Raw genomic sequence first — 22,736 nt, 5'->3', positions numbered from 1 at the left:
TTATATAGATGGATATATCGACAGTTGCTCAAAAACTAAGGTAATAAATTTAATTACCCTTGGTTATTTTAATATTATTTTTTTATCCCTATTTACTACATTCCTATATTTACTTCTTCTCTCTTTCTCTTTTACTTCTCTATATTTTATCCACTAAACCATCAATAATAATTTGAGGTATTCCTTGTGAACAATATTCCAATCTACCTTGAACACCATAAACATCAGCAAGGCTTTGTGCCGTAATAACCTTATCTGGCGTGCCTTGTGCAATTAATTGTCCCTGTTTCAACATTAATACATGTTCGCCATGTCGTAAGGCAATATTAATATCGTGAACAACCACGACAGTAATAATATTTCTACGCTGTGTTTCTTTAGCGACTAAATCCATTACATGATATTGGTAATTAAGATCCAGCGCGCTTAATGGCTCATCCAATAATAATAAGGAAGGTTGTCTAATTAATGATTGAGCAAGCCCAACTAATTGTTTTTGACCACCCGATAATTCATCTAAATAACGTAATGCTAAATGCTCAATACCTAATTGACGTAATAAGTGCATTACTTGGGCTTCACTATGTTCATTATGTAATCCACCTGAAGCACGCTGCGCCACAATAATGGATTCTAAAACATGTAAATGAACACCCGCTGGTAATGTTTGTGGCAAATAGACTACATTTTGAGCGCGTTGAGCAAAATTCATCGCCGCGAGATCATTACCATCTAAATTGACAACACCTGATGATTTATTTAATCCAGCCAATGCTCTTAGTAATGTTGATTTTCCGCTACCATTTGGCCCCAACAATACGGTGACCTTCCCTTTTGGTAAAGGCTCAACATCCAGTGCCTTAATGATGAGATGTTTAGCATAGCCAGCGCTAAAATCTTGAATTTTTAAGCCTTCAATCATTAGATATTCCCTCTATGACGCAAAATCATGCTGAGGAAAAATGGCACACCCACCAGCGATGTCACAATACCCACTGGAATAATGACACCCGGTATCAAATTTTTAGAAGCAATAGACGCCAATGATAAAACTAAAGCACCGATTAATGCGCTTGCTGGCAGATAGAATCGATGATCTTCACCGAACATCATACGGGCAATATGAGGGGCAACTAACCCAATAAAAGCAATAGGCCCGACAAAAGCAACAGCCAGTGCTGTTAAAATACTGATCCGTAGCAATGAGCCTAATCTTAAGCGTTTTACATCAATACCAAAGCTAATCGCTCTATCTTCGCCTAATCGCAATGCAGTTAATTTCCATGAACTCATCCATGAAATCACCATAATGACAGCAAAGGCACCCGCCATAACACCGAGTTTTACCCATGTTGCACGTGTTAAACTTCCCATAGTCCAGAAAACCAGACCTTGGAGCGTATCTTCTGTTGCAATAAATTGCATCATTGAGACTAATGCATTAAAGGTAAACACCATTGCAATACCAAAAAGCACCACTCCAGATGTAGGAACACGAGTCCAACGCGTTATTGCGTCTAATAATAAAGCGGATAAGAGTGCAAAGAGAAATGCATTCGCTGAAATAAACCATTGGTCAGGAATACCCGGAATACCAATACCCGAAACTATTGCTAATGCAGCACCAAATGAAGCTGCATTTGATAAACCGAGGGTAAATGGGCTTGCTAACGGATTATTTAGAATAGTTTGCATTTCTGCCCCCGCCAGTCCTAGCGACATCCCTACCACCACCGCCATTAAGGCATAAGGTAAGCGGATATCCCATACAATCACTCGCGAACCCGCATCAACAAGCTCAGGTTGAAACAGGGTTGTTAATAATTTATCAAGTGATAAGCCTGAAGGCCCCATGGTGAAATCTAACACCACAGAACCACAAATAATTAAAGCGATAATTCCCAACCATAGCATGCGTTTATTCATCATTTTTCGATAATGGGTTTTCACATTATCTGATGTGTTTTTTTCATGCTCTTGTGTAGTAAGTCTCTCTGATATAATGCTCATATCAATTATTGTACCTAGTTTTTCTTCTACTCTTTTCTGTTCCTGCCAATACGCTCAATAGGCAAAAACATACCGTATAACTCATCAACGGTGTTTTATGTACAAAAAACAAATTATTAATTTGAGACGACTTATTCATAAAGGAGATGGGTCGCACAATAATTATACGGTGGAAGATATTCACTATATAACTTATTATATTTCGATAAGTTATTGGTTGGTGACATTGAGCACTAAAAAAACTAATTCTCATTAGAACCATTACATTAATCATATAAATTACAACCAATAGCGTCATTATTTTATTTTCAACAAATAAATTACACGCTAACAATAAAGCAAATAATAACTATTATCAATGCGATTGGTAATATAATTAGACTTTTTTGTATCTTTTCTATAATTGATGGGTTAAAAAATAAAAAAACGCCCGTTTTATAGTGATTGTCATCACAAAACGGGCGTTTTAATAACTTGATTTATTGGTTATTTTTTATTCGCAATATGTGTTGGAAATTCCATTTCGTTATAACGAATAAAGCGGGTTTTCTTCACAATCTTATAAGTAAACCAAATCAATAAAAATAATGGGATACCAATATAGGTTGCAATTACACCATACCAATCAATCGTATCTTCTAAGAAAGCTTGGTAATTCTGGCCTAATGTAATAATTAAACACAATATAAAGGCAAAAATAGGACCAATTGGGAAGAAGCCGGAACGATAAGGTAAGTCATTTAAATCACGACCTTGTGCAACATAACCTTTACGGAAACGATAATGACTAATCGCAATACCTAACCAGGCAATAAAGCCCGTCATTCCTGACGTGTTTAATAACCACAAGTAGACAGTTTGGTTTCCATACATTGAGCTTAAGAAACACAGGCCCGCAACAACAGTTGTTGCATAAAGTGCATTACGTGGCACACCATTTTTAGACAATTTACCAAAACATTTTGGTGCTTTGCCTTCTCTTGCTAATGTAAACAGCATACGCGTTGATGCATACATACCTGAGTTACCCGCAGAAAGTACCGCTGTTAAGATAACCGCATTCATGATGGCTGCCGCAGACAATAATCCCGCATTTTTAAAGACTAGCGTGAATGGACTAACGCTAATATCACCTACCTCATTACGCAGTAAACTAGGATCAGTGTAAGGGATAATTAAGCTAATAATTAAAATCGCGAAGATATAAAATAATAAGATACGCCAGAAGACTTTACGCACAGCTTTTGGAATATTTTTAGCTGGATCTTTAGATTCACCCGCTGCAATACCAATTAATTCTGTACCTTGAAATGAGAAACCAACAATCATGGCAACACCAATCATGGCGGCAAATCCCCCCGCAAAAGGTGCATCACCAATTTCCCAATTATGCCAACCTGCGTTTTCGGCACCTTTCATAATGCCAGTGATCATTGCAATACCCACAATAATAAAAATAATTACTGTGGAAACTTTGATTAATGAGAACCAATACTCTGCCTCACCAAATCCTTTTACAGAGATATAGTTGAGCAAGAAAATAACGCCCAGAAATAGAGCACTCCAGATCCACCCATCAACATCAGGGAACCAATAGAGCATCACTAATTGTGCAGCAACAAGGTCAACAGCAATGGTAACTGCCCAGTTATACCAATAATTCCAACCTAATGCGAAACCAAAACCTTCTTCTACATACTTAGAACCGTATGTTGAGAATGAGCCGGAAACAGGCATAAATGCGGCTAATTCTCCAAGGCTTGTCATTAGAAAATAGACCATTAATCCAATTAAAGCATATGAGAGTAATGCCCCACCTGGCCCTGCTTGAGCAACAGTTGCACCTGATGCGACAAAAAGCCCTGTACCAATTGAACCACCAATAGCGATCATCGCTAAATGTCGCGCTTTTAACTCTCGGCGCAAAGTGCGTACTGCGCCCGAACCAGCAGTACTATTTTGTTGTTCTGACATAACATTCCACTTTTATATTCACTTTTCTGACGAGGATTGTAGCAAATCTGTCGTTCGTGAATAGCAAGGATCTAGGATTATAAGATACCTTCATGATCGAGCGTCCATTATTAGCAATTTATGAAAAATTGCCGATTAAGTGTTCAGCGTTACAATACATCAGCAGTTTTTTCAGTGCATCAGAGACATGTTTTTGACGATGATATACAAGATATAAAGTTCGTTGTAAGGTCAGCCCTTCTACTTTTATCTCTTTTAATGAGCCATTATTAATCTGCTCTTCAATAACTCGGCGAGATAAACAGCTGATCCCCATTTCATACATCACAGCATGTTTAATCGCTTCTGAGTTACCTAATTCCATTTCAATGCGGTAACCCGGTAAAGAAGCAAATAGAAGGTGGTTAAGTACATCTCGCGTTCCCGAACCATTTTCTCGTAAAATCCAAGGTGCTGACTGTAAATCAGTTAAAGTCACTTTTGGAATTTTAGCTAACGGATGTTCGGGTGAGCAAAAAACAACCATTTCATCTAAAAGCCATTTCTGGCTAATCAATTCAGAACTTTGGCAAGCACCTTCAATTAACCCTAAATCAACACGGAATTCGCTCACTAATTTAACGACTTCCTCAGTATTTCCAATGCTCATTTCTAGTGGAATATCAGGATAATTACGATGAAAATTCCCCAGCATTTGAGGCAAAATATAATTACCTATCGTTGTACTTGCAGCAATGCGTAAAGCACCATTTCCTGCTTGGAATAACTGCTCCACTTCAGTTGCTCGTTCAAGTAAAGATAATGCTCTGGGATAAAGTAATCGCCCATGTTCATTTGTGACAAGCCGTTTTCCCACCCTATCAAAAAGCTGTACACCTAGTTGGCTTTCGAGATCAGTTAAAGATGCACTGACAGCAGATTGAGATAAAGCAAGCTGTTGTGATGCTTGCGTTGTAGAACCACTCTTGAGAACTTCAGTAAAGACTTCCAGTTGCCGCAACGTAATTCGCATATCCATTCCACCCTTGAGCCATCATTGTAATAACATACTATCCACAAACCAGTAACATACCAAGTACATTTAAGAAAATACACCTATATTAATTTTACTGGTTATTATTATAAAAATAATGAGTTTAATAAATAAGATTGATTGTTATATGCTTATGCAAAATTCATATAAGCAAGGTTTTTCTATGTCAGAGCAAAGTCAATCTATTACATTGGCGAAAAAATGTTTTACTCCAATCTATCGCTGGCTTCCTGGTTTATTACTAACAGGCGTATTAACTGCGCTTGCTATTTATATTGGTGATATTCCTTGGTTTTCTAGCATGGGGTTAGGCGCATTAACGCTAGCAATCCTATTCGGTATTATTGTAGGTAATACCTTTTATCCTGTTGCAAAACCTTATAGTGAAGAAGGTGTCAAATTTGCTAAACACTATTTATTACGTACAGGTATTATTTTGTACGGTTTTAGACTGACTTTTCAGCAAATTGCAGATGTAGGCGCAACAGGTTTAATTATAGATGCGATTATGCTGGCATCGACTTTTCTTATTGCAATGTGGATTGGTCGAAAATATTTCGGCTTAGATGAACAAACTGTGATTTTGATTGGTGCAGGTAGCAGTATTTGTGGTGCTGCGGCTGTTATGGCAACAGAGCCTGTTGTTAAAGCACAAGCAAGCCAAGTCGCTGTTGCGGTTTCTACTGTTGTGATTTTCGGCACTATTGGTATTTTTCTTTATCCTTGGTTCTATCACTTAAATGCGTTTGCAGGCTGGCTACCATTTACAGAAGAAACCTTTGGCATTTTCTCCGGTTCAACAATTCACGAAGTGGCTCAAGTTGTCGCAGTAGGGCACTCTATTAGCCCTGATGCTGAAAATGCAGCAGTTATTAGTAAAATGATCCGCGTAATGATGCTAGCACCGTTCTTAATTATTCTTTCAACTTATTTAAGTAAAAAGAAAAGTAAGGCAAACAATGGCGCACAAGCTGCTGAAAAAAGCCCTATTACAATTCCTTGGTTTGCTGTCTTCTTTATTTTAATGGCTGGCTTTAACTCTTTGAATTTAATTCCAGCATCTATTGTTAATTACATTGTGACTATCGATACCATTCTATTAGCAATGGCCATGGTGGCATTAGGTTTAACTACACATATTAGTGCTATCCGACAAGCTGGTGTTAAACCGTTATTGTTAGCGTTATTCTTATTTTTCTGGTTAACCCTTGGTGGTGCGATGATTAATATCTTTATTCAAACTGTGCTGATGTCTTAGTAGGAATATCGATTAAAAATAATCTCCCTTTAATTTTCGCCTTGAGAAGTATTTTTAGATTGCGCAACTATTTTTAGTTGCGCTTTTTTGCTTTTATCATCTCAATATGATGTTATACGCGGTATGTTTGTTATCATGGTGTAAAATAAATCTAAGGAGAGAAATAATGAAATTTGTTGGCGCACATGTCAGTGCTGCTGGTGGCGTCGATCAGGCGGTATTACGCGCACATGAAATAAAAGCGACTGCATTTGCCCTTTTTACTAAGAATCAGCGTCAGTGGAAAGCCGCACCATTATCCACAGAAGTCATTGATAAATTTAAAAAGAACTGCGAACTTTATAATTATACCCCTTCTCAAATTTTACCTCATGACAGTTATCTCATTAATTTAGGCCATCCTGAAGAAGATGCTCTCGAAAAATCGAGAGACGCATTTCTAGATGAAATGCAACGTTGTGAACAACTGGGTATCGAATTACTGAATTTCCATCCAGGAAGTCATTTAAATAAGATAGATGTTGATAAGTGCCTACAAAAAATTGCCCAATCAATTAATATCACTTTAGAAAAAACTAAAAATGTCACTGCCGTGATTGAAAATACCGCAGGGCAAGGAACAAATTTAGGTTATCGTTTTGAACATCTAGCCGCTATTATTGATGGTGTAGAAGATAAATCTCGTGTTGGCGTTTGTATTGATACTTGCCACACTTTCGCCGCTGGTTATGATCTAAGAACGATTGAAGATTGCGAAAAAACATTCGCTGAATTTGAAAAGATTGTCGGCTTTCAATACTTAAAAGCGATGCACTTAAATGATGCTAAAAGTGAACTAGCAAGTCGAGTTGACCGTCACCATAGCTTAGGCGAAGGTAATATTGGTAAAGTACCTTTTAGTTATATTATGCAAGATAAACGTTTTGATGGTATTCCGCTGATTTTAGAAACCATTAATCCTGACATTTGGCCTGAAGAAATTGCTTGGTTAAAATCACAACAAGCCTAAATTTGGTATTCTTTGCGGTTTACCTCAAAATAAACCGCAAATAGCATTACTTAATTGCGGTTAACTCAATTTTTGTCATCATCTGAGCAAGTTGACTTCTATCTTTAATTCCAACATCAGGCTGACTGACTGATAGCGCAGAAATAGCGGTGGCAAGACGCAATGTATGCTCACTCGTTTGACTCATTAATAAGCCATAGACTAATCCTGCAACCATTGAATCTCCCGCGCCAACAGTGCTTATCACATCACAATATGGTGGTTTTGCCAGCCATGCACCAGATGCATTTACCCATAATGCCCCCCTTTCACCCAGTGAAATAACGACATGTGCAATACCTTTATCTCGCAGTTGATGCGCTGCTTTAATAATATCTGTCATTTCAGTCAGTGAATGCCCAACCCAGGCTTCTAACTCCCTGTGGTTCGGTTTTATTAACCAAGGTGCGGCTTTTAATCCCGCCACTAAAGCATCACGACTACTATCAAAGATAATACAAGGGCACAACTGCCTTAATTTAATCATCCACTGTGTAAAGGCTTCAGGATCAACACCATTCGGTAGGCTGCCGCTAACAACCACCATATCAAAATGCCCCAGCCAATTAAGTGAGTCTGCTACAAAGCGTTGCCAATCTTGTGGTGATACTGTAAACCCTGAAAAATTAAAATCAGTAACCTGCCCTTTTCCTTCAGTCAATTTCACATTAATGCGAGTACGGCCAGATACCAGATAAAAGCGGTTGGCCATCCCATTTTCACTAAAAAAATGCTGAAACTCTTCTTGATTTTCGCGTCCCATAAATCCGCTGACGGTAATATCTATTCCTAAATCACGTAAGACTTTCGCGACATTATTACCTTTACCAGCAGGATTAAGTCCAGCAGTTCGGACTAAATTAACACCACCTACATCAATAGCTGGACAAGCACCAACAAGATCATAAGCAGGGTTTAAGGTGATCGTAGCGACACGGCGCCTCATGCCTTCTCTCCCCAATCATTTTTTATTATGAATATTTTGAGTGATATATATAGCATCAATTAACTTTTTATTCAGTGAAAATGCATCAGTTCTTCTTGACTCTTACTCTTCTCCAAGGACAATAACGCTCATAAAAAATGACTTAGCTATCCGTGATCAATAACTATATAAAAAATAAGGAGCCTAGAATGTCAGTCGTGGTCGGTGTTGGCGTGATTATTGTAAATGAAAAAGGTGAAGTGTTATTAGGAAAACGCTGTGGAACACATGCACCGTATTGGTCAATTTTTGGTGGTCATGTCGATGATGGTGAAACTTTTGAACAATGCGCCATTCGCGAAATAAAAGAAGAAATTGGCATTACTATTACATCACCTCAAGTAATAGGTATTAGTAATAATTTAGAAACTTACCAATTAGAAGGTAAACATACTGTTTCTATTTGTATGATTGCACAATACCAAGGCGATGAGCCAAAATTAATGGAGCCAGATAAATGTTCTGAGATCCGCTGGTGTTCACCGAATAATTTGCCTGAACCTCATTTTGAAGCCAGCCGTAATTCTATTACATTGTGGAAAAACAAACAGTTTTACCAAGGCTAATTCCCCTCTATCACTTTCATTATTCTGAATATCTTTTGTTCAGAATAATGATTTCAACGTTTAATCTTGCTTAAAAAACCATTTATTTAACTCTCAATTTCTTTATCATTTCTGATAATCCTTACTCTAATCTATTGATTTATATGATCACCCTCTTCTACTGTATTATTTTTACTCACTTTTTTCTTTTATAAAGCACAATAGCCTCTATTTACACTCTGAATACAAACGTGTATTCTTTACACCATCAAGCTAGTACATTGATTCAATTTAATAAGGGCATCCTATGTCAGAAGTCACATCAATAACAAAGCGTCCATCCATACTTGGTGGCGCAATGATCATTGCAGGTACCGCTGTCGGTGCTGGCATGTTTTCCATTCCAATTGTGACTTCTGGTGTCTGGTTTACTGGGTCTATTTTTCTATTAATTTATACTTGGTTTTGCCTATTTATGTCTGGATTAATGATCTTAGAAGTGAATCTTCATTATCCTTTAGGCTCAAGCTTTCATACCATTACTAAAGACTTATTAGGAAAAGGCTGGAGTACGATTAATGGGCTATCTATTGCGTTTGTTCTTTATATTTTAACTTACGCTTATATTTCTGCAGGCAGTTCCATTATCGTGCAAAACTTTGCAGAAGTGATCAGCCTACCCCAAGCTATCGCGGGTTTAGTCTTTGCATTAATTGTTGCTTTTTTTGTTTGGTTATCAACACGTGCAGTGGATAGATTAAGCACCATTTTAATTGGCGGTATGGTAATTGCCTTTGTATTAGCCATTGGTGGCCTATTTACGGAAGTAAAAATGCCCGTGCTATTTAACACCAATGAAAGCAATGCAAGCTACTTGCCTTATGCTTTAGCTGCATTACCTTATTTGTTAACCTCATTTGGTTATCACGGCAATATTCCAGGCTTAGTAACGTATTACCGCAAAGATGGCAAAGCTGTTATGAAAAGCTTGTTGACTGGTACACTGATTTCACTGGCAATTTATATTTTATGGCAGTTTGTTGTACAAGGTAATATTCCTCGTGAAGGATTCAAGCAAGTGATTGCTGATGGTGGGAATATTGGTAACTTATTGGCACAAATGCGCTCAACAACCGCCAATGCCACTGTATCAATGTTATTAGACTTGTTCTCTTATATGGCATTAGCAAGTTCATTCTTAGGCGTTTCATTAGGATTATTCGATTACTTAGCAGACTTCTTTAAGTTTTCAAATACAGGAAGTGGCCGATTTAAATCTGCACTAGTGACGTTTATACCACCGACAATTTTAGCCATTATTTTCCCTGATGGTTTCTTATATGCCATTGGATTTGCAGGACTGGCAGCAACTATTTGGGCTGCAATTATTCCAGCCTTAATGGCAAAGGCCAGTCGCCAGCGTCATCAAGAGCAGAGCTTTAAAGCTCCTGGTGGTATGTTTATGATTGGATTTGTTATTTTGTTTGGCATCATCAATGCTACCGCACATATTTTAGCAAACTTTAATCTTCTTCCTATCTATCGCTAATCGCTTCACTAAAGCCAGCATTGCTGGCTTTATTTTTTCATCAAATCTTATAAAAAATTGCGTGAATAACTTGCCAAGTTTCTGCACTGCGAGTAATTTTGTCGCCATTATCATCAATGTTATTTAATGGAAGGTTTTATATGGCAAAAGCCAATGAAATTAAACGTGGTATGGCTGTTAGTTATAACAACAAGTTATTACTGGTAAAAGATATCGATATCCAAGCACCAAGTGCTCGTGGTGCAAGTACACTGTACAAAATGCGTTTTACTGATATCCGTACAGGCCAGAAAGTAGAAGAGCGATTTAAAGGCGATGATATGATTGATACCATCAGCTTAACGCGTCGCCCTGTTAGCTTTTCTTACATTGATGGTGATGAATATATCTTTATGGACAATGAAGATTACACACCGTATACCTTCAAAAAAGATCAAATTGAAGATGAATTACTGTTTATTCCTGAGGAAGGCTTGGCGGGAATGCAAGTATTAACAATGGATGGTCAAGTTTTAGCATTAGAATTGCCACAAACTGTTGATATGGAAATTGTTGAAACTGTTCCTGGTATTAAAGGTGCTTCTGCAAGCGCTCGTACTAAACCTGCAACCTTGCCAACAGGGCTAGTTATTCAGGTTCCTGAATATCTTTCCACTGGCGATAAAGTTCGCATTCATATTGCTGAACGTCGCTATATGGGCCGAGCAGACTAATCAATAGTCAAAAAAACTACTTATTAGCGTATAACAGCTAATATTACTTTAAATAGGTCAGATAATCGTAAGAAAGCCAATGTGACAAACGATTATTTGACTTGTTTATCTTTTGAACTCTACCTCTGTCTACCCGCAGACGCCTTAAAAATATTGAACGTCTATCACGCCATTCTTTTGGGTATTATCCATCCAACGGATCTCAGCCTTGCCCATATCTTGAGGCAAAATAATAGTTTGTTGGGATTTTTCAAAAGACGCAGGAACAATAGATTGAGTAGATGTAAACACTTTGTTGTGTTTGTAACATTGGTATTCAGCTTTATCAAATGTGAAATTCATCTCACATGCAGGATCCACAATCGCACCCCGTAGATAAATCTGCCCTGTTGTTTGCATGGGATCAGATGCCCAAGCCAATGATATCGAACTGGAAACGAGAAGACTGCATACTACGGTCAGATATTTTCTCATAACGACCTCACTTCTTGTTTGCGCTAGCAGGTATGAGGATCACACCTACCCGACATATTTTCATCATAGCAATAAAACATGACATTTATATAGACATAAGAAGAATATTTGATGTCTATCAAATATAAGTGTTCGATATTTATAAATAAGAAATCAACGTTGATTAAACTTAAGTCAAATATTTTTAACTTTAATAACAGTCCTATAAAGGTATTAAATTTTATTTAATTAATAAAATTATTGTTATTATTAGAACTATGGAAAATTAATTATAAACAATGTTCATTATGGCTAAGTTATCATTAATCCATTTAATATCCATAGAACCTTTATTGTTAATCAATTCAGAGCTAAAATGCTTATTCCTTTCTAACTGATATTGAGATTCTTGCATTTTACTTCCATCCCAACAGCTTGTTTTAAAAATGTTTTTATCTGTATCAATTAGACAATTGCCCTCAACAATTGCACCAACAAAAGTTATTGTTACTGAACCAATGACTTTATTTTCCTTAGCAAAAGTAGGTGTACTAAATAATAAAGTCAGACATGTAGCTGCAATATAAATTTTATTCAAAATTAATCTCCTATGATTATTGGGATGTGTGGATTCCACAAGCCAATATGTTATTAAAGTCATAACTAATATCGGCTTGTTACTTTATTTATTTAACTTTCATCTTTAATTTAATAATAGAAAAACATTATGTAATACTCAAATTAAGAGTATCAAAAAAAAATATTCTAAATTTCGGTTAAGTGGGTACAAAAAAATCCAACAGAAATGAAACCAAAGTGTAACAATTGTATGAACAACTAATTGCAAAGATCTATTTTTTTATTTTGGTTATAGTCCTATAATCAAAATTAGACAATTCGTGATCTAGATCACAAAATATACGGAAATTTGTTATTTTATTACTATGAAACTTTCTAATTTTCACCAAAAAGCACTGGCTATCTTTCTACTTAATCTTGCAGGCTTAATTATTTTTTTCTCTTGGTATCTTCCGGCACAACATGGATTTTGGCTATCAACTGATACCCATATTTTTTATTTTTTTAATCAGCATATTTTGCCTGATACTTTTTTTGCTTCTTTTGTGGCTTATACCAATAATAGAAAGTTTGATTTGGTTATTTTGTTGGTGATGGGTGCACTTTATTACAATACTTTTCGTCAAAAAGATTATAAAGGTAAACGCCATCTTATAATGGTGGGATTAGTGATGGTAGTCTGCGCTGTACTGATTAATCAAATTGGACAAAATCTTCCAATAGAAAGACCCAGCCCAACACTTTATTTTCAAGATGCACATAGAGTGGGTGTTATAACTGGCATTCCAACAAAAGATGCCTCAGGTGATAGTTTTCCTGGCGATCATGGTTTAATGCTACTTATCTTTTGTAGTTTTATCTTACGTTACCTCTCGTTTCGTTCTTTCGTATGTGCGCTGCTCATTACTGTCATATTTTCATTACCAAGAGTGATGGCCGGCGCACACTGGGCATCAGATATATTAGTCGGTTCTGTTTCTTTAACTTTAATCACAACAAGTTGGTTATTAATTACACCATTATCAGACATTATTGTCAGACAATTAGAAAAACATCTCCCTTTTAAAAAATAAAAGAGAAAACACATCTCATTTATTAAAAGAGAATAAGTGTAATATCGCACTTATTCTCTTGGTCATTTTTTTGACAATTAAATGATATTATTATGACAAAATGAGATCTATTTTAAGTATTAGCACTTTATTATCTAATGTTTTGTAAATTAAGCTTCTTTTCTCTCGCCATTTAGTTCCTCTTTCTGTACACTTTTCTAGTTTCCTCATTATTTATTGTTTAATGTGGATATTTACGTGCTTTAGAGCACGTTTTTCGCGAAATAAGGTTGCCAGAGTTAAATTACACTATATTCTCTGGTTATTTGGTGAATATTCATGTGCACTTTTGCACGTAAGGATGTAAGGGAAATCTGTCACAATGAGAACAAAACCGTATATGAGAATGCTTAAGCTCATACCGGCGTTCATTGTTGTAGCTACACTATCGGCATGTAGCTCACAGAACGCAAATTCACGCTTAGCGAATTCAAGCACCGCCCCACTAAATACATCATCAAGCACATCTATTTCCCAAGCATCGCAAGATGAATTTGAATCATTGGTGAAGAATCTCGATATAAAATCCAAGATACTTGACCAATATGCAGACTGGAAAGGCGTTGCTTACCGTTTAGGTGGAAATACTAAAAGAGGCATCGATTGTTCTGCCTTTGTACAAAGAACTTTTCTTGACCAATTTGGTGTAGAACTTCCTCGCTCAACCTCAGACCAACAGTTCTCCGGTACTCAGGTTAATAAATCAAAATTACAAGCTGGCGATCTCGTTCTATTCAAAACAGGCCGTACTATGCGCCATGTTGGAATTTATATTGGTAATGATAAATTTGTACATGCATCCACCAGTAACGGCGTAACAGTGTCAGAAATGTCTAATACATACTGGAATAAACGCTTTTATGCTGCAAGACGTGTTATTGACAAAAATGATACAGCACTTGCTGAAAACACCCTTTCGCAAAATGTATTAAGATAATTAATTCCCTTATATCTTATTACAATAAAAAAGCCTCATTAATGAGGCTTTTTTTATATTCTTGACTATGCGTAAACCGCAAATTAATTCCATTAGTTTTATAACATTAATAGGTATTATAAATAAGAATATGCCGTTGGGAATGGCTCAGCAATAGCGACCCCCGCGTTTTTTAAGCAACATAATGCAGCACATTCATCGTCGCTATGAAGGAAAAGGCAAGGAGCGCCATCCCACTCAATCACAACGCTATCAATATGGAGATTACTCAGATACTGACGCAAATTCTGTATTGCTTCATCCAGTGTCATACCATCATGACTTAATAATTTTAAGCCAATTAGCGTATTTTGCTTTCCAGCATCATTTTCAGGCAGTATTTCTACTCTTGTACCTGCAAAACCTGCTAGCCACCGATAACTCAGCGGCAGCTTATGAACTACCGAAAGTTGTACATTATCCACAAATCAATCCTGTTTCATCAACACGTTAATTTAATACATCATCAATACGAGTTTGAACTGACTTGCTCACACGCATATTAGAACCTTGTTAATCATACAACATGAACGTTACAGTTATTTTACAAATAAGCAAAGGGACATATCAAACCATTCATTTAGCTTAGTGTGTTTGCAGATATTCATGTCTGCAATACTTAATCTCTTCAATTATTCTTTCATTTATTTAACATTTTATCAACCATATAAAATAATTGTATAAAATATTACGTATTAAAGTAAAACAATCCATCAATTTTTATCACGATGCTTCATATCGACAAAACAATAGTAGATGAATATTAAAATAAATTTCACTTAATTTAACAAAAAAACAACATCAAATATTGATTCAAATCAAAAAAACGCACTAATTTGAAACGATTCATGAAATATAATAGAGGAAGATGTGATGTTTTTAGAAAAAATAGAAGAAAGAAAAGATAAACACGCTATAAATTTCTGTTATTTATAGCGTGATGTGCTTATTTATAACGACGAGCAAGCAAAATAAAACCCATAGCAAACAGTACACAGAATGCCATAGAACTAACCATTGGCCATTCTGATTTAGCTGGTAGCATAGCAATAGCCGTTCCAACTAAAGCACCCACACCAAAACGCACTGTTCCTGCAAGAGAAGAAACTGTCCCGGCCATATGGGGATAATCATCAAGGATAACGGCCATCGCATTCGATGTAATCATCGCAATCCCTCCCACATACATTGCTACCCCCACAACAAGGAAATAGAAATGTAAATCAAGAGCAACCACCAACAATAAAAAAAGCCCCATACAACATTGAATCGTTAATCCTAGGCGTAACATATTCAACGCACCAAATCGACGAACATATCGCCCATTAATGCTTGTCATCAAAATTAAGAAGATGATATTAAAACCAAAATATAATCCAAATTGATCAAATGGAATGCCATGTAATTCGATATAGACAAAAGGACCAGCACTAAGGAATGAAAACATGCCAGCAAAAGAAAAACCTGAAGCCAAAATATAGCAAAGGACACGACGTGTTCTAAACAGACTAATAAATTGGCTAAATGTCACTCTTAAGCTAAAGCGTTGGCGACGCTCTTTGGGTAATGTTTCTGGAATATAAAAAGCAATTAATGCCGATGCAATCACAGCAGCTATCGCGATACTCCAGAAAATAGCATGCCATGAAAACCAATTCATCACCCAAGCGCCTAATAGTGGTGCTAATAATGGCGCGATGGTCATGACAAGCGCAACAAAAGACATACTTCGAGAGAAGTCATCTCTAGAAAACATATCTCTCATCAATGCATTAATCACAACACTTGCCGCAGCAGCAGCAAAACCATGTAAAAAACGCATGCCAATTAGCATATCTATTGATTCAGATAATGCACATGCACTAGAGGCAAAAGCAAAAACAATTACGCCACCCAAAATGACAGGCTTACGCCCCAAACTATCAGCCATAGGACCATAGACTAATTGTCCAATAGCAAAGCCAAAAATATAGATACTTAATGTCATTTGCACTTTGCCACTAGGCACACCAAAATCTTGCGCAATAGTTGGTAAACTTGGCAAATACATATCTATAGCCAATGGCATAAGCATGGAAATAAGTCCCAATATTAAAATGAGACCAAGGTACGACGAACGTTGCTGTTGCACGCAGATAAACTCCCAAAGACGACAGAACAGATAATAATTATTGAGGTAAGTGAATGCTGTTGATCTCTTCTTCTGTTAATGGACGATATTCTCCCTCAGCTAAAGTCTCATCTAATGTGATATCGCCAATACGCTCACGATGTAATGCACTGACATGATTCCCCACTGCTGCAAACATACGTTTCACTTGATGGTATTTGCCTTCACTAATAGTGAGTTTCACTTCTGTTGGTGTAAGAATTTCTAATTTGGCGGGTTTAGTCAGATCTTTTTCACCATTGAGTTGTACACCTTTTTGGAATTGTTCAGCAACACCCTCTCCAATCGGCTCTTCTAATGTAACCAGATAAGTTTTTTCACAATGATGTTTTGGCGCCGTAATACGATGTGACCATTGACCATTATCTGTTAATAAAACAAGCCCTGTTGTATCAATATCTAAACGACCAGCAGCATGTAATTTATGAGCTAACGGTTCATCAATAAAATAGAGAATAGTTGGATTGACAGGATCGTCTGTTGAACATACATAACCAATTGGCTTATTCAACATAAAGTAACGAGGCCCTAAAATTTGAGTTAAAACCTTACCGTCGTAAGCTACTTCTTGCTCTGGTGCAATTTTAGTTGAACCGCTTTTCACCATTTCGCCATCAATTGTTACAAGCCCAGCTCTTAATTCACGAAGGATCAAGCTACGGCTAATACCCAATTGCTGGGATAAAAATTTATCTAATCGCATGAATTTCTCTGAAAAATGGAAGAATACCATCTGATATGAGGCATCTATTAAAAATGAATATTAACAATAAAACAACTAATTAATTTATAAATAAACTATCACGCTCTATACTCCTCCTTATTCGCGCTACCCATAAAAAAATGTTACGCTGACGCTCCGTTTGATTTCTTATGTAGAGTTATGGCTTTTACACTCAGACCTTATCAACTTGATGCTGTTAGCGCGACCATCTCTTATTTTCGCCAATACAATACACCTGCGGTAATTGTATTACCTACTGGCGCAGGAAAAAGTTTAGTCATTGCTGAACTTGCTAAAAGAGCGCGCGGACGCGTATTGGTGCTAGCACACGTAAAAGAATTAGTAGAACAGAACCATAGCAAATATGAGGCTTATGGTCTATCTGCGGATATTTTTGCTGCGGGCTTACAACAAAAAGAGAGTAGCGGAAAAGTTGTTTTTGGTAGTGTGCAATCTGTTGCCCGTAATTTATCGCAGTTTAATGATACTTTTTCCCTTCTTATTATTGATGAATGCCATCGCATTAGTTTGTCTGAAGATAGTCAATATCAGCAAGTCATTAAACAATTACAATCTATTAATCCACAATTACGGATCTTAGGATTAACTGCAACACCTTATCGTTTACCTACAGGGTGGATTTATCAATATCATTATCACGGTATGATCAAAGGCAATGAAGACTGCTTTTTCCGTGATTGTATTTATGAATTACCTTTGCGCTATATGATAAGCAATCATTTTCTAGTACCCCCAACTCGATTAGATATGCCTATTTTGCAATATGACTTTAGCCAAGTCCGAACAAGTCAAAATGGAATATTTAATGAAGAAGATCTTAATCGTGAAATAAAAAGACAAAAACGTATTACGCCTCATATTGTTTCACAGATTATTGAATATGCAGAAAGCTGTCGTGGCGTCATGATATTTGCAGCCACCGTTGAACATGCAAAAGAAATTCTTTCTCTTTTGCCTCAAGATGAAGCGGCATTAGTGAGCGCGGATACGCCACCTTATGAACGTGATGATCTTATTTCTCGTTTTAAGCAGCAGCAATTACGTTATATGGTCAATGTGGCCGTACTAACAACTGGCTTTGATGCACCTCATGTTGATTTAATCGCTATTCTACGCCCTACTGAGTCTGTAAGTTTATACCAGCAAATTGTAGGGCGAGGATTAAGATTATTTGCAGGAAAAACAGAATGCCTAATTTTAGATTATGCAGGTAATCCTCATGATCTTTATCTACCCGAAGTCGGTACTAAAAAACCCAATCCAAATAGTAAACCTGTACAAGTATTCTGCCCTGTTTGCCAATTTGCTAATACATTTTGGGGAATAGTGGATGCTGATGGCGATATTATTGAACATTATGGTCGACGCTGCCAAGGCTGGGAACTCAATGAACATGGGCAAAAACAGCAGTGTGAATTTCGTTTCCGCTTTAAATTATGCCCCCACTGTAATGAAGAAAATGATATTGCAGCACGTCGTTGTGTTCACTGTGATGAAATATTAGTTGATCCTGATGATATGCTTAAAGCCGCATTAAAGCTAAAAGGAGCGCTTGTTTTGCGCTGTGGAGGCATGCAATTTCAATCTGGGAATGATGCTAAAGGAGAATGGTTAGACATCAATTATTACGATGAAGAAGGCACTTCTGTCTCTGAACGTTTTCGACTAACCACTCCAGCACAACGAAAAGTATTCGAATTAAAATTCTTACGTGAACATCAACGCGCACCAGGTGTCCCTTTTGTTTGGCATAATGCCAACGACATTATTAAACAATTTGATTTGTTACGTCACCCCGACTTTATAGTCGCACATAAAGGTAAAAGAGAGCGCTTTTGGAAGATAAGAAATAAGATTTTTGACTATACAGGCCGCTATCGAAAAGCAGATACCTTGTATTAATCTGGATTTATATTTGCTGTTAGTGGACTTTTTCGTTAAAATGCGCCCCGCTTTATCTATTTTTAGATAAACCAAATCTCGAGCTTGTTGCTGGGTCGCCTGTAACAAGTATGTATTTTCTTTCTTTTTCATAAGAGAAAAAAGATGTTAACTATTAATGCAACTGTACGTAAAGAGCAGGGTAAGGGTGCGAGCCGCCGCCTGCGTGTGGCTAACCGTTTTCCTGCTATCGTTTATGGCGGAAATGAAGAGCCAATCGCTATCGATTTAGATCACAACGAAGTAATCAACCAAGAACACAAATCAGAATTCTATTCAGATTTCGTAAACCTGGTTATCGATGGCAAAGAAACTAAAGTTAAAGTTAAAGCAGTGCAACGTCACGAGTATAAGCCAAAAATTACTCATATCGACTTCCTGCGCGCTTAATAAGCCACCCTTCGAGCTTTATTTTTCGGGACGCCGAGCATGTAACGCCACTTGATGTGGCGTTATTTGTTTCTACTGTTTAATTATTTTTCTGATGCTCTACGTTGTAGCTGATCACGTAAATTAGGCGGTGTACCTTTAATTGTGAGCGTATCTGTTGCTGGATCCCAGAATATTCTCTCTCCTAATAATTTCGCATCAAAATTCACTGTTAATCCACCACCACTTCCCGAGTACTTCATCAGCTGACGTAGCGTACTGCGATCTGCTGGAAATGTTTCAGCTAATTCATAGCCTTTCTCTTCAGTAAATTGAGCAAAGTTTTGATCGCCCAAAGAGGGTAATTCTTCAGCAAGCTCTGTTAAGGCAATTTCTTCGCCCGATTGTAATTGCTCATTACAGTAGCTATATACTTGCTCACGACAAGTTTGACGTTCTTGCTTACCCATTTCTGAGGCTTCACAAAAATCGTCAACCGCTTGTAATAAGCCTTTATTTTGAACTTTAGCGTTTAAACCTTCTTGAGCACCTAAAAAATCCATAAAGAAATCAGAGACTTTACGTCCAACACGACCTTTTAAAAACGTTAAATAACGTAAAGAGTCGGGTGCCGTTTCCCACTCAGTTAAATCGATACGAGCAATAATGTCTGCATGAGGAATATCTAAATAACGTGTTGATGACACATCAAGGCTGTCATTTACCCACATACTGTTACAGCTACTAAGTACAGCAATTAAAAGGTAGTCCACCGCTAAATAACGATAGTGACAAAATAGAACAGTGCCACCTTCAGCAAAAGGGTATTTTGCTAATTCATCTTTTAGTCTCACGGTTGCTGCTCGTGAAAAACCTAAAAAGTTCTCTTCGCCTTTACGTTGTAAGCGCAGTGCTTCTGCTAATTCGCTTTCTTCATTAAACAAACCATAAGCTTTACTTTTTGCACTGTATACACGATGTAACTCTTCAATCATCTCCTGAACAACGGGTTCAATTTCTAAGAGTGAATCACGTAGCACAACTTCTAATGTCTGCTCATCTCGCTTGATAAGCTGATGTAAGACTAACTGACTAATATCTAGACTCATGGCCGTCCTCTTCTATTGCTTCTCTTTCTCGTGCGCGTATTCAAACACTCCCTACTTTCAGTATCAAGGGAAAATTAATTAATTTAATAGCGGAAAAAGGCCTAGCAATACGGTAATATATAGCGTTTTATTCATATAGTAGGAATTCAGATTTTATGCCACAAAAATCCCGTTATAGTGATGAACAAGTTGAGCAATTACTTGCAGAACTTGTCAGCGTTCTTGAAAAACATCATACTCCTACAGATCTTTCTTTGATGGTGTTGGGGAACATGGTGACAAACTTAATTAATACAAGTATTGCCCCTGCTCAACGAATGCTGATTACTGACTCTTTTGTTCACGCATTGCGTGCTTCAATTGATGAAGACAATATTCACTAATAAACATAGAAAAATTATTTATAGACATGGTAACGAAACCTCAGTCCTATCGTGAAAAAGTCTCCCAAATGATCAGTTGGGGTCACTGGTTTGCGCTATTTAATATTATTCTAAGCTTACTGCTTGGGAGCCGTTACCTGTTTATTTCTGATTGGCCTGCAACTTTTGCTGGTCGTTTTTACGCTATTGTGAGCTGGATGGGACATTTTAGTTTTATTGTCTTTGCTATCTATATACTCATCCTTTTTCCTCTCACCTTTGTCGCGGTCTCCCAACGGCTACTTAGAGTTATTTCCTGTGCTCTTGCCAGTGCAGGTTTAACTATCCTTATTTTTGATATCGCCGTTTACCAGCAATTTCAACTCCATTTGACTCAACTTGTTTGGGATCTTGTGATTAATCCAGATGAAGGTGAAATGGCACGTGAATGGCAACTTATTTTTATTGGCATTCCCATCATCTTTCTTATTGAAATGCTTTTTGCAACATGGAGTTGGCAAAAATTACGTAGCTTAAATCGCCAACGTTGGGGTAAACCATTAGCTGGTGTCTTTATTACTTGCTTTATATTATCTCACTCAATGTCAATCTGGGCTGATGCTAATTTCTATCGCCCAATCACCATGCAACGTGCCAATTTACCATTATCGTATCCAATGACGGCGCGTAAATTTCTTGAACGTCATGGTTTTATTAATCAATCAGAATATGAGCAACGTGTTATCAGTGAAGGTAATCCAGCAGCGCAAGGTATCACCTATCCTCTTGCTCCATTAATCTATGCCAAGGACACCTATTCTTATAACGTGCTGATAGTTGTCATTGATGGTTTAGGTAACGAAGAAGTGTCCGATTTACCAAGCTTGCAACAATTCGCACAAAATAGTCTTTATTTTTCAAGACATTATTCATCAGGTATTAATAATGACACTGCATTATTTGGCCTATTTTATGGTATTTCACCTTCTTATTTAGACAGTGTATTAAGTAGCAGAAAAAACTCTGCACTTTTCGATGCATTAAGTTATCGAAACTATCAATTAGCAATGTTTTCAACTAATGGTTTCCAAACACCATTGTTTAAACAAGCTGTGTTATCAGATTTCTCTCTCCCAACTTCACGCAGTGGTGATAACAGTGCCACTATTAATAGTTGGAATAAGTGGTTAATCAAAAACAGTCAAACTAGCCCTTGGTTCTCTTTCTTACAAATTAATGGTCACACCAATAATGCGTCGCAGCGCGCTACATTAAATGATCAACTAGAAACAATATTTAAAACATTACAAGAAACCAAAACGCTGGATAATACTGTAGTTGTTGTCACTTCTAGCTATCATCAAGACAACAATAAGAAGCAGGTTAATCAGTGGCTGTTAGATAAGACCACTTTTAATTTAAGCCAATCACAAGTGCCATTGATAATACATTGGCCTAATATGACGCCACAAGTTATTGATAGAATGACAAGCCATCAAGATGTTATGACAACCTTGATGCAGCATGTTTTGCATGTCATTAGTCCAGCAGATAACTATTCACAAGGTGAAGATTTATTCGCAATTACCCGTAATCATCCATGGATTTTTACAGGTGATGACGAGGCATTTGTCGTCTTTTTACAAGATAATACCTTGTTGATAGATAAACATGGTCGGTATGCTTTATTTGATAAATCAGGAAAAGAAATTAGCTCTGCAAAACCTGACTTAAAATTATTACTCCAAGTTCTTGCCGAACAAAAACGCTTTATTGAACGCTAGCGTAATTAGTGATGTATAAAA

The 22,736-nt window shown here is 37.0% G+C and carries 22 protein-coding genes; 11 read left to right on the top strand and 11 right to left on the bottom strand.

Annotated elements, in window-relative coordinates; translation table 11 throughout:
- Positions 1-139 precede the first annotated feature (139 nt).
- The 4 genes from GWI59_RS11795 to yieE form a co-directional block, all read right to left on the bottom strand.
- Entirely contained in the window at positions 140-922 is a 783-nt protein-coding gene (locus GWI59_RS11795; protein WP_006537297.1) for an ABC transporter ATP-binding protein, read from the bottom strand.
- A complete protein-coding gene (locus tag GWI59_RS11790) occupies positions 922-1,929 on the bottom strand; it encodes a FecCD family ABC transporter permease (protein ID WP_373273823.1) in 1,008 nt (335 codons plus the stop codon). The genes GWI59_RS11795 and GWI59_RS11790 overlap by 1 nt, the downstream gene beginning before the upstream one ends.
- Before the next feature lie 567 nt (positions 1,930-2,496).
- Positions 2,497-3,984, bottom strand: a complete 1,488-nt coding sequence (locus tag GWI59_RS11785; RefSeq protein WP_006537299.1) for an amino acid permease — start codon at positions 3,982-3,984, stop codon at positions 2,497-2,499.
- A gap of 118 nt (positions 3,985-4,102) precedes the next feature.
- A complete protein-coding gene (gene yieE / locus GWI59_RS11780; protein WP_072063003.1) occupies positions 4,103-4,996 on the bottom strand; it encodes a DNA-binding transcriptional regulator YeiE in 894 nt (297 codons plus the stop codon).
- 184 nt (positions 4,997-5,180) lie between these two features.
- Between yieE and GWI59_RS11775 the strand changes: the two genes are divergently transcribed.
- A complete protein-coding gene (locus GWI59_RS11775; protein ID WP_174704106.1) occupies positions 5,181-6,275 on the top strand; it encodes a YeiH family protein in 1,095 nt (364 codons plus the stop codon).
- 166 nt (positions 6,276-6,441) lie between these two features.
- Positions 6,442-7,284, top strand: coding sequence for a deoxyribonuclease IV (gene nfo, locus GWI59_RS11770; protein ID WP_109847565.1), 843 nt, complete (start codon positions 6,442-6,444; stop codon positions 7,282-7,284).
- Positions 7,285-7,330: 46 nt separating this feature from the next.
- Here nfo and fruK read toward each other — a convergent pair whose 3' ends face one another.
- On the bottom strand, positions 7,331-8,269 hold the full coding sequence (gene fruK, locus GWI59_RS11765; RefSeq protein ID WP_072062738.1) for a 1-phosphofructokinase: 939 nt from the start codon (positions 8,267-8,269) through the stop codon (positions 7,331-7,333).
- 188 nt (positions 8,270-8,457) lie between these two features.
- Between fruK and GWI59_RS11760 the strand changes: the two genes are divergently transcribed.
- The 3 genes from GWI59_RS11760 to yeiP all read left to right on the top strand — a co-directional run bounded on the left by GWI59_RS11760 (position 8,458) and on the right by yeiP (position 11,115).
- Complete coding sequence (locus GWI59_RS11760) at positions 8,458-8,874, top strand: nucleotide triphosphate diphosphatase NUDT15 (RefSeq protein WP_109847563.1); 417 nt, start codon at positions 8,458-8,460, stop codon at positions 8,872-8,874.
- Positions 8,875-9,160: 286 nt separating this feature from the next.
- Entirely contained in the window at positions 9,161-10,402 is a 1,242-nt protein-coding gene (gene mtr / locus GWI59_RS11755; protein ID WP_006537307.1) for a tryptophan permease, read from the top strand.
- A 140-nt stretch (positions 10,403-10,542) separates the two neighbouring features.
- Positions 10,543-11,115: an elongation factor P-like protein YeiP gene (yeiP, locus tag GWI59_RS11750; RefSeq protein WP_072062741.1), complete on the top strand. Its 573-nt coding sequence runs from the start codon at positions 10,543-10,545 to the stop codon at positions 11,113-11,115.
- Positions 11,116-11,259: 144 nt separating this feature from the next.
- Here the strand turns inward: yeiP and GWI59_RS11745 are convergent, their stop codons facing one another.
- Both GWI59_RS11745 and GWI59_RS11740 read right to left on the bottom strand, forming a co-directional pair.
- Positions 11,260-11,514 (bottom strand): hypothetical protein, encoded by a 255-nt coding sequence (locus GWI59_RS11745; protein ID WP_237612108.1) that lies wholly within the window; start codon positions 11,512-11,514, stop codon positions 11,260-11,262.
- Between the two features lie 340 nt (positions 11,515-11,854).
- Positions 11,855-12,166, bottom strand: a complete 312-nt coding sequence (locus tag GWI59_RS11740) for a hypothetical protein (protein WP_072062743.1) — start codon at positions 12,164-12,166, stop codon at positions 11,855-11,857.
- 346 nt (positions 12,167-12,512) lie between these two features.
- Here GWI59_RS11740 and GWI59_RS11735 point away from each other — a divergent pair, with 346 nt between their 5' ends.
- Both GWI59_RS11735 and mepS read left to right on the top strand, forming a co-directional pair.
- Positions 12,513-13,220: a phosphatase PAP2 family protein gene (locus GWI59_RS11735; protein WP_161724703.1), complete on the top strand. Its 708-nt coding sequence runs from the start codon at positions 12,513-12,515 to the stop codon at positions 13,218-13,220.
- A 361-nt stretch (positions 13,221-13,581) separates the two neighbouring features.
- Positions 13,582-14,196, top strand: coding sequence for a bifunctional murein DD-endopeptidase/murein LD-carboxypeptidase (mepS, locus tag GWI59_RS11730; RefSeq protein WP_006537312.1), 615 nt, complete (start codon positions 13,582-13,584; stop codon positions 14,194-14,196).
- Positions 14,197-14,312: 116 nt separating this feature from the next.
- On the opposite strand, the gene GWI59_RS11725 is transcribed toward mepS, so the two are convergent.
- The 3 genes from GWI59_RS11725 to rsuA all read right to left on the bottom strand — a co-directional run bounded on the left by GWI59_RS11725 (position 14,313) and on the right by rsuA (position 17,108).
- Positions 14,313-14,660 carry a YejG family protein gene (locus tag GWI59_RS11725; RefSeq protein WP_072062745.1) on the bottom strand — a complete coding sequence of 116 codons (348 nt, stop codon included), beginning with the start codon at positions 14,658-14,660 and terminating at the stop codon, positions 14,313-14,315.
- Positions 14,661-15,181: 521 nt separating this feature from the next.
- Positions 15,182-16,366 carry a Bcr/CflA family multidrug efflux MFS transporter gene (locus tag GWI59_RS11720; protein ID WP_115065265.1) on the bottom strand — a complete coding sequence of 395 codons (1,185 nt, stop codon included), beginning with the start codon at positions 16,364-16,366 and terminating at the stop codon, positions 15,182-15,184.
- 37 nt (positions 16,367-16,403) lie between these two features.
- Positions 16,404-17,108: a 16S rRNA pseudouridine(516) synthase RsuA gene (rsuA, locus tag GWI59_RS11715; protein ID WP_072062747.1), complete on the bottom strand. Its 705-nt coding sequence runs from the start codon at positions 17,106-17,108 to the stop codon at positions 16,404-16,406.
- 180 nt (positions 17,109-17,288) lie between these two features.
- On the opposite strand from rsuA, the gene GWI59_RS11710 reads away from it, so the two are divergent.
- Entirely contained in the window at positions 17,289-19,052 is a 1,764-nt protein-coding gene (locus tag GWI59_RS11710; RefSeq protein ID WP_109847560.1) for a DEAD/DEAH box helicase, read from the top strand.
- Between the two features lie 144 nt (positions 19,053-19,196).
- Positions 19,197-19,481: a 50S ribosomal protein L25 gene (rplY, locus tag GWI59_RS11705; RefSeq protein WP_006537318.1), complete on the top strand. Its 285-nt coding sequence runs from the start codon at positions 19,197-19,199 to the stop codon at positions 19,479-19,481.
- Positions 19,482-19,564: 83 nt separating this feature from the next.
- Here the strand turns inward: rplY and yejK are convergent, their stop codons facing one another.
- Positions 19,565-20,569 carry a nucleoid-associated protein YejK gene (yejK, locus tag GWI59_RS11700; RefSeq protein WP_109400868.1) on the bottom strand — a complete coding sequence of 335 codons (1,005 nt, stop codon included), beginning with the start codon at positions 20,567-20,569 and terminating at the stop codon, positions 19,565-19,567.
- Between the two features lie 155 nt (positions 20,570-20,724).
- Here yejK and GWI59_RS11695 point away from each other — a divergent pair, with 155 nt between their 5' ends.
- Both GWI59_RS11695 and yejM read left to right on the top strand, forming a co-directional pair.
- Entirely contained in the window at positions 20,725-20,952 is a 228-nt protein-coding gene (locus GWI59_RS11695; RefSeq protein WP_115065264.1) for a YejL family protein, read from the top strand.
- Positions 20,953-20,978: 26 nt separating this feature from the next.
- Positions 20,979-22,715: an LPS biosynthesis-modulating metalloenzyme YejM gene (gene yejM / locus GWI59_RS11690; RefSeq protein ID WP_115065263.1), complete on the top strand. Its 1,737-nt coding sequence runs from the start codon at positions 20,979-20,981 to the stop codon at positions 22,713-22,715.
- Positions 22,716-22,736 lie beyond the last annotated feature (21 nt).

The sequence above is a fragment of the Proteus sp. G2673 genome, from assembly GCF_009915125.1.
Taxonomy (GTDB): domain Bacteria; phylum Pseudomonadota; class Gammaproteobacteria; order Enterobacterales; family Enterobacteriaceae; genus Proteus; species Proteus penneri.
The sequence above is the reverse complement of the archived record's forward strand: the minus strand, read 5'-3'. Positions and strand labels throughout refer to the sequence as shown.